This window comes from Pseudomonas sp. LS-2 (assembly GCF_003605735.1).
Taxonomy (GTDB): Bacteria; Pseudomonadota; Gammaproteobacteria; order Pseudomonadales; family Pseudomonadaceae; genus Aquipseudomonas.
This window is the reverse complement of sequence record NZ_QXTJ01000033.1, coordinates 229,491-242,011: the sequence shown is the minus strand read 5'-3', so window position 1 is coordinate 242,011 and position 12,521 is coordinate 229,491. Positions and strand designations below refer to the sequence as shown.

Here is a 12,521-nt window from a genome sequence, read left to right as displayed (position 1 = left end):
GAGTCGAACAGCTCAATTGCTCACGACCCCGAAAGATAAGGCCTGGGATAGGAAGGCTAGTTAATCAACGCTTAAGCCGCCTTTGTAGCTTGCGAGGATCAGAACAGATCAGGAAACAGGGTCATGATGGCGTGCTCAGACAGCCTCATCGAGACCCGCATGTCGTCACCTATGGCGATTAATCCCTCGCAGGCCATCTGGTCGAGTAAGTCGCGCGTTGTGGGCTGGCCAAGACCTAATCCGGTTTCGATTTCTGAACACTGCATCGGGCCGAGCACAAGCAAGTTTCGAAAGACGTGAAGGGCTTCAATGCGTAGCCTAGGCTGTACTTTTCCGGTTGCGATCATTCCCTCGGTGTAATGACGCATCTGAAAGTAATGATCGATACGGCGGTTAAGCGCGCGCGGTTCCAAAAGTGCGCTGACAAAACGCACCTGCGCTAGTGCCGTCGTGATGAAGTATTCGGTGAAGTCGAGCAGGCCGCTATCCGAGAGCCTACCACGGCCATCTAGATCTCCTTTACGGGGATGGTCGGCTGCTCTCAGGGCGGTGTAATAGGCATCAACATTCCGGCCGAATCCGCGATTCATTGACCACAACCCGTATCCCTTCATGCCGCCAGCTTTTAGATATTCATCGGTGAACAGGCGGCCCATCCTTCCGTTTCCATCGAAAAATGGGTGCAACCAGAGGAGGCGGTGGTGAGCACCCGCGGCAGCCAATAGCGGCGCCAGCCCATGTAGTCGGTTCAATCGGTAAGCATTTTCAAACCATGTAAGGTAAGAGCCGATGTCTTCGGCGGGCGGCGGAATGTGATATCCCACCCGTACGCCTCTTGTTCGAATCTCGCCCGGCGTGAGCCGTATGGCTTCCCCACAACCCTCGACGTCAACGCGCAGGTATTGCTCGGGTAGTCCGCTGTAAATCTCGCAATGCAAGCGTGCAATCGATTCGCGCCTGCTGATTGCGGCCGCACCAACTGGATCGATAGACAGACGGATCTGGGCTTCGATGTGATGTTCTATTTCCACCAAATCCAGTGCTACTTCAGCGCCAGATGGACTTTTATCAGCACGAAGCACATCGGCGGCGGACGCCGAGTTTCCTTCGATTTTGTTGCTGTAATACGCATTCACCTGACGTTGGAGGTGAATCATTGGGGATCGCAGAGATTCGAGGATATTCGCGTCCAGCGCAGCGTCGAGCTCTATAAGCTCGATGGCGGCGTTCTTGAGGACATCAGGAGCTTTATCCTGTGTGATGTAGGGTGTTAATGCCATTCGTCGTCTACGTGCTCTGAGATTAATCTTGTACTATTTGGAAGCGTTCATTTGAGGACAATCAATGCGGTAGCGAGCTGGGTGCCTGAGGTTGTTCAATCCCCTGTCCGCTAACCCTGAATGATCCATTCGATTTCAGCCTCTCTGAATATCGCTAATCTGCTTGAACATCGTCAGCTAGAGATTTCTCAGAAGATTCCGTGCTCGAGTTGAGTCAGAACGTCCATGACCAGAGCGAATCCGAGGGCGTTGTGAATCAGCGTGCATGGCTGCCTCCTATCCAGGCTTCGGATTCGACTCACAAACCACTTGCTTGCTCTTGGAGGCCCTAAGATCAAAGTGGCGCGTGAGAGAACCTGTATTTGCGCAGATGTGAAACAGCGATACTCATTGCTCAAGCACCCGATCCTGGCAGGGGTGGCCGACTTCAGCACCTGAAAGCCGGCGGCCAGAGTTTTGCCCACTGTGCCAGGGATGGATTGCAGTTTAGGCAAGGCATTGAAAGTCGGTGGAGCGCTGGGTCTAGGCGCATCCCAGTTCGCAGAATCGCAGAATCGCAGAAAAAAGTATCAAGAAGAGGCCAGGTCGCAAGAGCTGGATGCAGAGTGCCAGGGCTTCCAGGAAGCTTCAAAACTTCAGCCTGCCTGATCTCTTCGCACCGCCCAGCTAGCCTTACAGATTCTGCGGTAGGGTAGTGCCGGAGTAGCTGCCTGGCTTGCTCTCGAACGTCGTCAGGTAGGGAGGTATCTCGGGAAAGCGCCGCTAGAAATGAGCCCGTTTCGATTACGCTGCGTGTTCTCTCATAGCTAGAGGTCATTATACTTGTACCTTAATCGGTAACAGGGCACACAGCTTCGTGAGGACCTCGGTCGCTTTCCCGATTAGCACCTGTTCATTCTGCTCCGCAGCAATTTCGATATCAAACATGAGAACGATCCTCAGAAATTGGGCCCAAATAGGCAATCCGATTTGGGAGCTACAGGTGATCCCCTATTTAAGCGCGGACTCTGACTTCATGTAGAGGGGGGCGTACATCCGATGAGGGTCGGGCTTAGGGGGGGACTCTGAAATTCGCGGTCGGTGATTCTCCACGCGTTTTTTTGAAAACCACACCCTGGACGTTTTCTTTTTGCGAAGATCCAACTCTCCGATTTTGTAAACATCCTGTGACGTGCGGTACACCACAGCAGTCTCGTCGGTATAAAGGCCTTCGAAGCAGGTGATTTGGATTAGATCCTCTAAGGTCCATTGACCTGATCGCGACAGGGTCGGTGGGCACATCATCTGTACTCCACTGATCTCCACATCTGTGGCGATGTTCAAGAAGTGCTGTAGCTCGTACGCACAGCTGACCATAGCTGCGCGATCGCGCATTCCCGTCAGGGTTGAGGTAATGGTCACGAGAAACCCCATCCCCTCCAATTCACAGTGCGTTCTGGTGGAGATTGTCCGTCCTGCCTGGTCAAGTACGTATATCAATTGCTAAGCCATTCCCAAATCAGTCGGCACCGCCAGTAATACTTTCTGTAAAATTACATTACGTGCGGCGGGAGGTTGTATAGATCGCGTAGCTAGTGGTTGCGATTCAGTACAGCGTCATCAGCAAGTCTAGTAAAGGGTCACTGCCTCGCTCATGATTTCGACTATTACGTCAAGATTTTGTACCAGATTCTGCAGTGTAGATAGTTTTGCATAGGTCTTCATATTTAGGTTCAGCAAGGTACTCTGCAAACTCGCCGATGGCTGTTTGATATTGAATAAATTGGAGATTCCCGCTGGTGTCAAAGGATGCAGATAGCTCTATGATAGTAGTGCTCATCCAGCGTTCACCGTTGTACTGGTGAGGGGGCATCACGACAATGAGTTCCTGGAGAGTCAGGCTCTCAATTTCTTGGCAGGCCGAAATGTATTCGATTAGCGACTCTTGTGTTGAGAAAAGGACGCTAGAAGGGCAAATACTTACATTTTTATCAACTACAAAAGCTATATAGTATGTTTCGCTCGTATCAATCCGAGGCCAGGCATACAGCGGTCGATACACCTTCTCATGGTCGCTGAGGATTTCCTCACGAGGGTCGGTTAGAAACAATTTCAGCGCCTCTTGTAGTAGATTCATCCGGAACACAATCCATGACGCTGCCTACTCATCGTAGCGATTGCATCTCCTGTGGCTGCGTTCCGAGGCATTTGCCGATCGCACGACGGGACTTGAAGATATTACCAGTATACTGTGAAGACGTAAAAGCCTCCGTATTCCAAAGTCTTCATTTTTGGATGAATTTGTGGACACTGCAGAGGCATTTGGGAAGGTCTTGCGTCGAACACGCTTGGAGGCCGGATTCACCCAAGAGGGTCTCGCCTTTGCTGCGGAGCTTCAGCGCAACTACATAAGTCTCATGGAGAGGGGGCATCACGAGCCAACCCTTTCCACGCTGATCAGTCTTTCGAATGCACTTGAGCGTTCGCCGATGGATCTGCTCTCCGAGACTCTCGCAGCGGTCCAGGGGGCAGCGCCCGCTGATCCCCCTATTTAGCTGGTAGTCATTGCGATAGCCTTTGCCCAAGGGTGTAGCTCTGGTAAGCACTCGCATGATAACAGCGGTTTAAGGCTGTTTGAGTAAGCCTAGTCTGTCTGTTATGAGTATCTCCGTACGCCGATGCATACACCATGACGTCTCAGCAGTGAGAGGGAGATGTATCATCTCCTCCTGTCACGCCCCTGGATTGCTCAATGAAATCGGGGTGTGATGTCATGTTCAAATAGTAGTTTTAAATACTGCTCATGAAGTATTAATAAGTTATTATTGGTTAAGGTTAGCTTGTCTATTTCTTTTTTCTGCTTTTGGTAGGCAAGCAGCAACATTTGCCGAGACATACTACTCCCCAAGTTTTCAGAGCCTCCTTTTACTCTTAATTTGGCTGCTTCAAATTCTTTATGAATGATGCCTCGATGGGTTTTGTATAAAGCAGTTCGATCGTAGCGGTATGTGATTTTTATATTGATAGCTTCGATAAAGGTCTTCCATGTTAAGGGGCCATTGTTCCTAGCGTCCCAATTCCTAAGAATCTCAAGGAATGCAGCAATGTCGTGGTCGGTGATTGCTCGACGTATCATCTCAGTGATCCTTCTTTATTTCATTATAGAATCGCGTAAATGCCAAATATGATAAATGTATCTTAGGAAACTCCAACAGAAGCTTTTTGAATGTAACTTCTGGTAAGTCAGATGTTGAATTGCTCGATACTATTGAGTTGATGATGGTGGGGAAATCCCATGACGGTGATCTACCCTGAATATTTTTGATGTAGCCCGTCGCTACTGCTCGTGCAAGCAGAGAGTAAAATTCAGATTTGAGTTTGGAGTCAGAGAGTATATGAGCCTTGGTTATGTGAAAGCCGGTGGTGGCCTCAAACGTTTTAGTGATATTCTCGTAAGTAGGAAGTCCATCTGAAATCTGCCACTGCTCAGTAAGCTGGGTGAAGCATTCATGGATATTCATGCCCTCAGTGCCATTAGGAGTGGTTTTCCGCTGCGATAACACGAAACCACCGCTTGAACAATAAATCCATCCTATATCGTGTAGCTCTTTCTTTTTGGCGCGGAGCATTTCTGACACTCGACGGTTTTTCTCTAAAGCCACCGCGGATGTCTGCATGAAGGGAAGTTCAAGACTTATCTGACTCGCAATGTTTTCATGGTTTGGGCAGCCCATTACACTAAAATTCCAGTTCTCAAAGACCTCTTTGGTAGCTTGCTCTATATTCCAATACCAACGAAGTGAGCTGTCTCGCTTCAAAAATTTTATTGTCAGTAACCTATTTGCATGCTTATCAAAAGTTTCATAAAGGGAAGGGTTTTGAAGTATGTAGGATCTTGTAAGTCTGACCCCGTGAGTGAGTTCCAATGTAGTAGTGATATTTTCCCACGTCGGAAGTCCATTGCCAACTGACCAAGAGCTCATTAGAAGTTCAAACTTTTTTACTGTGTTGGGATCGACGCTGTTGGATGCTACCCTCAAGATACGTCCTGTGCCATAACCGACGGCATTTAACATGATGGAATAATCATCACGTGATTTCAATGCTTTTGAGACAATGTTATCAGCGGGTTCGCGAGGAGTCAGCGAACAGAGAGCATCATTAGGAATGTCCTCTGAACAACTTAAATCTATTTGCTTTTGGTATCTTTCGATTTTATGCCTGTGGGATTCGAAAAACTCTTTGGCACCAGGTTCCCCTTTAAGCATTGCTAGCTGGGCAGCGTCTAACACCGGTGTCAGTTTATCAATCATGCGTTGCGCCGCCATTATTGAACGTTCATCACCTTTTTTGAAGCAGTGCTCAGTGCAGTCCACACATTGGAAAACGTTGGGGCAAGGGCCTGAGCTATAGTCGTGACGACAGAATCCCAACTCTGTCACATGAAGAGATCCTACAATATTCCTAAAAAACGCTTCGGTAGAGACGCCTTCCGATTTGTATTCCTCTTCATAAAGCTCATCAAGAAATCCGCCAAATTCGAAACGGTTACTAATCGAATCAACATCGACTGTTTGAATCTTTTCGAATGGCTCGCGGTGGTCGTAATCCGCATTCTGCTCGACGGACTTGCGTCCAGACCACATGGCGATTATACGTTGATCAATATGCTTGGTTTGAGCAAGCGTATTAAGCAGATGGCGCATAGCATGAGTCTGTAGTGCTAAGTCTGGCCGGCCACGTCCTTTAAAAAGCAGCCGTGATAACCACATTTGTAATTTGTTGGTGCAAAAGAATAAAGGAACATAGTCGCACTTCCAGTAGATTTTTGTAGTAGGCGTGCATGAGGAAAATGGATATACAAATAGGCATTTGCTGAACAAGACCCCTGATGTTCCGTCAACATACGGGAAGGTAGAGGATAATTTAGATTTGACCCATGCTAGCAAGTTTTGTTTTGTTATAACAGCCTCGCTCTCGACCAAGATTTTTCGATCTTTACCTCGTTTGAACAAAAATCTTTCTTCAAAATATGACGGAAGATTTGGAGGCATTAACCAGGCCTGCGGTGAATTCGGCCTGTTATGATGACACGGTGCGTGGTAAGTTGAGTCGTTCCGTTCGTATCCAATGATATCTAAAGCTTCCTCTGGGGTATACTGTGCTTTATCTGCTAGATGTAGCAAGTGGTATGGAATATATAAAGAGTCAGGGTTATTTTTATACCAGTCTGATGCTAGCCGTGCTTCGCGACCAAGCTCCTCAAGTTTTCCAACGCTGTCGCGAACTACTTGTTCAAACTCTGGGCACGCGGAGCGTTTAACGACTGGTTGCCCTTTCTTTGCCGGCTGGGGGAACCGAAGCCCGAATCCATCATTCGTCGATATGCAGGTTGTTTCTAATGTAATAATCTCCGAGCTCCTAGATGGAGCATAGTTTAACAGGGCAAATGCCGATGAAGCTAATATCTCAAATCCATTGATGGGTGACCTGAAGATACCGGCTACAACTTCACAAGCCTCTAAATTAGGGAGAAAAGAATCATCCCTGCGGGGAGGTCGTTTATGCGGATTTTTGACATATTTAATTTTTTCATTCGAAAGTTTGTGTTTGTTGATAAGCTTGCCGATACTGACTAGCCCTGCACCAATTCTATGCAGTTTTCCGGTCGATAAGTTTGGTGTGTTGGAAGCTCGAATGAAATCCGAATTTACTAAGTTCCATGGCTTTTTGAAAGATGGCATCGCCGTCACTAAGTAATAAAAAGCGGTTGGTATGTCTTTGCTGTATTTTTTACCTTCAAGGGATCGTGCCAAATTGGCTAGTTTCATGAAGCTGATCCAATCTTGATCGATTAGAATTGCATTAAGTACTGGGTGGTTTTTATCGCCATAGGAACGCAGCGCATGTCCATTCGATAATGGATTGCCCTTGAACATCATAATGTTTGGTAGTTTATATACGACTGATAAGTCATTATCCCCATCGGGATGCAGGTAGTCAGCAAACAGAGGTGTATAAACTTTCCTGAATTTTTCAAATCTTATTTCAGATGGAGTCAGTGCCATTACTGTTACCAGGTGTAAGATTGAGTTTGTCTATCCATGTGTCGCAAGCGGCGATGTACTCTATTATGATGCTTTTAACTTTTACGTCGGGTTGACTATCCCTTTCATGGGCGAGATACGCTTTGTATTCTCCAAAAGGAGCATCGCGAAATGGCTGGAAGCTTGGGCATAGCAAGCATGCAATTGGTGCATGGTCAGTACAGTTACTGGTTGAGCCGCAAACCCCTATTGGTTTTGCCTCAGCTATACCGTAGTGACGCTTTATCGAACCAGGCATCTCCTTAATCGCTCGCTCATAGCCACCTTCAAACGGTGAGCCTAGAAATAAATTAGCGATTGAGGATAGTGCTGGTCCTAGTTCTTCCTTGATCCTAATCTGAGCCTCCGGTGTCGAATCTATGTAGGACTGCGCAGACTCCAAAGTACTGTGGAGGCCTAGATACATTAGTTCGTGAGCGGTTGCGCCGTGCACTGCTGCGCGTGTCAATAAAGTATGTTTGAATCTGATGAAGTTCAGGTTAATCTTCCCACCAGCTACTCGCGATGTTCTGACACCTTGTTGGTATGCTGCAATTTCCAATCGCTCCATGATTACGCTCGCGTTGCACCTTTTGTTAGGCAGCGCTTTAATATCTGCGTTAGATATGATCAACCCGGGTCCGCCGGTTGATTTGTGGATCAAAAACGTCTTATTTCTTTCTTTGCAAATGGGCACAAGATGATCAAGCAAGGAGTTCACTAAAGGTGGTAGCTTGACGGTAAGGTAAGTTGCCTTGCTTTTGAGTTTTTGCTTTATCACTTCAATTTTAAGGAGCCATCCTTTTTGGATGTTGCTATACGTTAAGTCTTCGACTTTGATATTTAATATCTGGCTTTTACGGTATCCAAGCACTAGTGCCAGGAAGAAAGTGGCTAAGTGTTCTAGATGGATCAGTCCTTCTTTGTAGGCGTTGCAAATAGCATAAGTTAAGTCACGTATTTCATTGCTCGTAAGAGCCCCCATCACGGGGTCGGATGCGCGCGCAGATTGCTTTCCCCTACTAGAAGGCATAGTGATACTATCAATCACCAAGCCATATTCATCTTCCCAGAGCAGGCCGTCTTCTGTGTTGCATTTACATAGGAATGACTTCATATTCCCATTCTTGCGTAACCAGGATGCAAATTCCTTCCATACTTCCTCGCATTCATTGAGATAATAGATAGGGTGGCTGTTGGTGCGGAGGTTGTTTTCTATTAATCGCGCTAGCTCTTTAAGTTTTTCGCAATAGGTTGCGATAGTAGATATGGCGTAGCACGCTGATATGCATGATGCAAGTGTGTAGCGAAAGGAGTTAACTATCTTGTTATCAATGCAAGACAGCATTGCTTTGAAGTCTACGTGGTAAGCACGATCCAGGGATTCATGTTCAATGGAGAATTCATCCCCAATAATGAAGTGTAGTCCATTTTTCTGGTGGAATGCTTCAATTATATCGTCCGAGAAGTCTAGGGCAGGTTCGACTTTATTTGGTCTCATCTGGCTCTCCTTCTAAAATATATTGTGTGAGCCATTCGTCTTCGTATATAAGTCTGTCGTTGCCAAGTTTTTGGAAAGCGTAGTTTCCATAGTATTCGGGCATTTTTGATTTAAGGCTCCACCCCATATGTGCTCGTAGCGTGCTAAGCGCTGCTGATATTATTCGTTCCTTTCGAGGGCCGGTCGCTTTCGATGCTTTCTCATATTCCTCTAAAATAAAATTGCACGCCCAAGAGTGTCTAAAGCTATGCGGCGTAATTTTTTTTTCGAGACACTTGCTAAGTGAGTTGAAGAGGTTGTTGACAGCATCGTTGGACAACGGCTTGCCGGACTGTCCAATGATTAGAAAGTTATGCTTGTTTACTTTTAGATTGTTGGCTCTTGTCTTGATGTATCGTTCAACTAAAGTCCAAGTCTGGTCCGAAATCTTTAGTTCCCGATTTCCTGTTTTTACTGTAGCCAAATTTGATCTGGTATCGGTGCTTGGATCGGGGTTGTCTCTAATTTTTACGGTAACGAAACCTTGGGCTTTACGTTCAAACGCATCCGTAGTAATTCCTAAAAGTTCACCGTGTCGAATGCCTAATTCCCGCAGTAGGTTTAGAATCACCAGATCTCTATGCGTTAAGAACCTATTTTTGCGAGCTCGGGACTTGATCTTATTGTTCATGTTTAAATAATCGTCAATGCTCCACGGCGTCGCGCAGGTTCCATTATTTGAGTTTGGAATGTTTAATAGATCGTCAAGTATTTCTTTGAATGTCTGTAGGCCTCTAAATGAATTTTCGGCGCTATTGGAAAGCTCTCGTGCGAGATCGTATAAATATTCGCTCGCTACTCTGCATCTCCGAGAAAACGTGGTATTGCAAACCTTTTGAGGCTTTAATATACCGAGTCCGTCAATTCTCTTTTTTATAAAGGTGATAGGCTCCGAAAGATAAGTTTTGAGTCTGACAATATCGCCTTTGCTTAGGAATGTCCCAGATTTAAATTGGCTGATGTAATTGGGTTTTTTGTGATGCAGAAATAAAAGTGCTGCACATAAATCGTGTGCATAAAGTTCTCTGGTTTTCGCGGTTGAATGTTGTTTGTGGTTGATTAGCCAGGAGCTTGCCCAGTATTCGGGTTCGTTATTATTAAATATCAGTACGCTTAGTGTGCCTTCACGGGATTTAAATTTTCTTACGTTCACGACACTATTTCTCCCGGTATCTTGGGAGATGGTTCGTATATGTGATTATCTACAAGGTAAGTATCAGGTGTCGTTCCAGAAGCGAGACTGAATCTAACGATTAGCCAACCAGGGAAGTAGCTTAAATGGAAGGAATAGGAATGTGTAGTGCACGTCATACCAGCTTTACCTTGATAAAGAATAATCAAAGTCATCGCTGATCATCTGTGCTGCGTTGAGAGGCTCAACGTACTGCTTAGCAACAGTCTGTTCTAGTCCGATAGACCGGACAAACCATCGCTGGGTTTGCCACAGGCTGTGAATTATGCACGCTTGAGGGGTTTCGTCAACAGTTTCCCATAAAGCAGATAACGCGGGCAGCTAGTCAACAAATCATTAGATTAATAATAATAAACTATGTTGACTGCGGTGGATTTTGATTATGTTGACGAAAAATATGGCGAGCCGTTGAATACGGCGCTCCAGCCGTTCCGAGTCAACATATCAGCCTATATTCGGATAACTCCTTGCCGACCATGCGCAGGAAGCGCGGGGCCGACAGACCGCCCATCTGGTTGCCGTGTTTGAACAGATAGCGCCACAAACCGACGATGTCGGTCACCGGCCACTCGGCGATGAAGTTGCCGAAGCTGCCGTGCTCGTGGGCGATGTCGAGGATCAACTGCGCGTTGCGCGGGACGCTCTTGAGTTTGCCCAGATGGCGAATGATCCGCGCATCCTGCATCAGACGCTCCAGGTGATCGGCGCCCATCAGCACCACTTTTTCAGGATCGAAGCCAAAGAAAACCTGCTCGAAGGCCGGCCATTTGGCGTCTACCAGGCTGTGCTTCAAGCCCGCGCGGAACACCCGCAGCGCGAGGGTCGACAGGTAGCGGTCGTCGCTGATGGCCTTGAGTTGTCTGGGCGTTGCGGGAGTCGGCAGGTGCGCCTCGAGGGCGGCGGCGGAACCAAAGCGGTTGAGACAGTATTCATTGAGCCATTTGTAGTCTTGCATGCCCTCTCCAAAACAGAATTCATAGGCGCCACTTGCCCCCTGTAGCAGTCCGGCTTGCCGGCGGTGGCGATCTCAAATACGCCACCGCCGGCAAACGGAACGCCGCCCGGCCGTGCTGCTACAGAGGCTGCGCCGTTTCAAATGATTTGCGGTTGAGTTGATACCGCCAGCGCACATACAGCAGCGCGCTGGTGAACACCGCCAGACTGGCGAGCATCTCCAGCACGCCGAACAGCGAGCGGCTGGGGTCGTAGGCCGCCAGCGCGCCTTTGATGAAGTACAGGTTGACCACGAAACAGGTCCACGAATGCCCGCGAGCGCTGCCGATGATCATCCCCGGTGAGAGCACCAGCAGCGGCACCAGTTCAATCGAAAGGATCACCCAGGGCCGCGCGCCGTGCAGGTCGGCGAAGATCAGGTAGTAAACGACGAGCAACGCGACCAGCCCGAAAAAGCACAACAAGGCCGCCACACGGCTCCAGCGGACGCGAGGTTCCAGCCATTCGAGCGCGGGCAGTGCCTTGGGCTTTCTAGCCACGCGAAGGCTCCAGCAGCAAGGCGGTTTTCGCCAGGCGTTGACCCAGCGCGCGGCACAGGGTGGTTTCGTGCTGATCCAGCGGGCGTTTGCCATCGGCACCGGCGTGGTGACTGGCGCCATAGGGCGTCCCGCCGCCGCTGGTTTCGATCAGTGCCGCTTCGCTGTAAGGCAGTCCGGTGACCAACATGCCGTGGTGCAACAGCGGCAGCAGCATCGACATCAGGGTGGTTTCCTGACCGCCGTGCAGGCTCGCGGTGGAGGTGAACACGCTGGCGGGTTTACCCACCAGCGCACCGGTCAGCCACAGGTTACTGGTGCCGTCGAGGAAGTATTTGAGCGGCGCGGCCATGTTGCCAAACCGGGTCGGACTGCCCAGCGCCAGACCCGAGCAGTTCTTCAGATCATCGAGGGTGGCATACAGCGCGCCGGCTTCCGGGATGCTCGGGGCCACCGCTTCACACTCGGTGGAGATCGCCGGCACAGTGCGCAAACGCGCTTCCATGCCGCCCATCTCGATGCCGCGCGCGATCTGGCGGGCCATTTCGCTGGTTGAGCCATTGCGGCTGTAGAACAGAACCAGAATGTACGGCGTGCTCACGGCAGGATCTCCAGGATTTTCTCGGGTGGGCGACCGATCACGGCTTTGTCGCCCGCGATGAGGATCGGGCGCTCGATCAGTTTGGGGTGTTCTGCCATGGCGGCGATCAGTTGCTCATCGCTCAGGCTGGCATCGGCCAGGTTCAACGCTTTGTATTCGTCTTCACCGGTGCGCAGCAGGCTGCGGGCACCGATGCCGAGTTTGCTCAGCAGGTCGCGCAATTGGGCCGCATCCGGCGGGGTTTCGAGATAGCGGACGACGGTCGGCGTCAGGCCACGGGCTTCAAGCAATTCCAGCGCGCCACGGGACTTGGAGCAGCGCGGGTTGTGATAAAGCGTCAGATCGGTCATTTG

13 protein-coding genes and 1 pseudogene are annotated in these 12,521 nt (G+C 48.9%); 1 reads left to right on the top strand and 13 read right to left on the bottom strand.

Annotated elements, in window-relative coordinates; all coding sequences use genetic code 11:
• Positions 1-98: 98 nt before the first annotated feature.
• From D3M70_RS19345 to D3M70_RS19330, 5 genes are all read right to left on the bottom strand, one after another.
• Positions 99-1,280, bottom strand: coding sequence for a Fic family protein (locus D3M70_RS19345; protein WP_120127291.1), 1,182 nt, complete (start codon positions 1,278-1,280; stop codon positions 99-101).
• A gap of 188 nt (positions 1,281-1,468) precedes the next feature.
• Positions 1,469-1,714, bottom strand: coding sequence for an antitoxin Xre/MbcA/ParS toxin-binding domain-containing protein (locus D3M70_RS34280; protein ID WP_375232997.1), 246 nt, complete (start codon positions 1,712-1,714; stop codon positions 1,469-1,471).
• Positions 1,708-2,097, bottom strand: a complete 390-nt coding sequence (locus D3M70_RS33970; RefSeq protein ID WP_305955094.1) for a BPSL0761 family protein — start codon at positions 2,095-2,097, stop codon at positions 1,708-1,710. Before D3M70_RS33970 ends, D3M70_RS34280 begins: the two co-directional genes overlap by 7 nt.
• 173 nt (positions 2,098-2,270) lie before the next feature.
• Positions 2,271-2,693, bottom strand: coding sequence for a hypothetical protein (locus D3M70_RS34275; RefSeq protein ID WP_120127290.1), 423 nt, complete (start codon positions 2,691-2,693; stop codon positions 2,271-2,273).
• 238 nt (positions 2,694-2,931) lie between these two features.
• Positions 2,932-3,396, bottom strand: coding sequence for a hypothetical protein (locus tag D3M70_RS19330; RefSeq protein ID WP_120127289.1), 465 nt, complete (start codon positions 3,394-3,396; stop codon positions 2,932-2,934).
• Between the two features lie 166 nt (positions 3,397-3,562).
• On the opposite strand from D3M70_RS19330, the gene D3M70_RS19325 reads away from it, so the two are divergent.
• Positions 3,563-3,814: a helix-turn-helix domain-containing protein gene (locus D3M70_RS19325; RefSeq protein ID WP_120127288.1), complete on the top strand. Its 252-nt coding sequence runs from the start codon at positions 3,563-3,565 to the stop codon at positions 3,812-3,814.
• A 194-nt stretch (positions 3,815-4,008) separates the two neighbouring features.
• On the opposite strand, the gene D3M70_RS19320 is transcribed toward D3M70_RS19325, so the two are convergent.
• From D3M70_RS19320 to arsC, 8 genes and pseudogenes are all read right to left on the bottom strand, one after another.
• Positions 4,009-4,395 (bottom strand): hypothetical protein, encoded by a 387-nt coding sequence (locus D3M70_RS19320; protein ID WP_120127287.1) that lies wholly within the window; start codon positions 4,393-4,395, stop codon positions 4,009-4,011.
• A gap of 1 nt (position 4,396) precedes the next feature.
• Entirely contained in the window at positions 4,397-7,327 is a 2,931-nt protein-coding gene (locus D3M70_RS31755) for a hypothetical protein (RefSeq protein ID WP_133306495.1), read from the bottom strand.
• Complete coding sequence (locus D3M70_RS19305; RefSeq protein ID WP_120127284.1) at positions 7,308-8,846, bottom strand: site-specific integrase; 1,539 nt, start codon at positions 8,844-8,846, stop codon at positions 7,308-7,310. The genes D3M70_RS31755 and D3M70_RS19305 overlap by 20 nt, the downstream gene beginning before the upstream one ends.
• Entirely contained in the window at positions 8,833-10,038 is a 1,206-nt protein-coding gene (locus D3M70_RS31750; protein WP_133306494.1) for a site-specific integrase, read from the bottom strand. Before D3M70_RS31750 ends, D3M70_RS19305 begins: the two co-directional genes overlap by 14 nt.
• A 502-nt stretch (positions 10,039-10,540) precedes the next feature.
• Positions 10,541-11,032: pseudogene (locus tag D3M70_RS19295) on the bottom strand (DNA-3-methyladenine glycosylase I); the annotation flags it as partial.
• A 118-nt stretch (positions 11,033-11,150) separates the two neighbouring features.
• Positions 11,151-11,570 (bottom strand): DUF2069 domain-containing protein, encoded by a 420-nt coding sequence (locus D3M70_RS19290; protein ID WP_120127281.1) that lies wholly within the window; start codon positions 11,568-11,570, stop codon positions 11,151-11,153.
• On the bottom strand, positions 11,563-12,168 hold the full coding sequence (gene wrbA / locus D3M70_RS19285; RefSeq protein ID WP_120127280.1) for an NAD(P)H:quinone oxidoreductase: 606 nt from the start codon (positions 12,166-12,168) through the stop codon (positions 11,563-11,565). The genes D3M70_RS19290 and wrbA overlap by 8 nt, the downstream gene beginning before the upstream one ends.
• Complete coding sequence (arsC, locus tag D3M70_RS19280) at positions 12,165-12,518, bottom strand: arsenate reductase (glutaredoxin) (RefSeq protein WP_120127279.1); 354 nt, start codon at positions 12,516-12,518, stop codon at positions 12,165-12,167. The genes wrbA and arsC overlap by 4 nt, the downstream gene beginning before the upstream one ends.
• Positions 12,519-12,521: the final 3 nt, after the last annotated feature.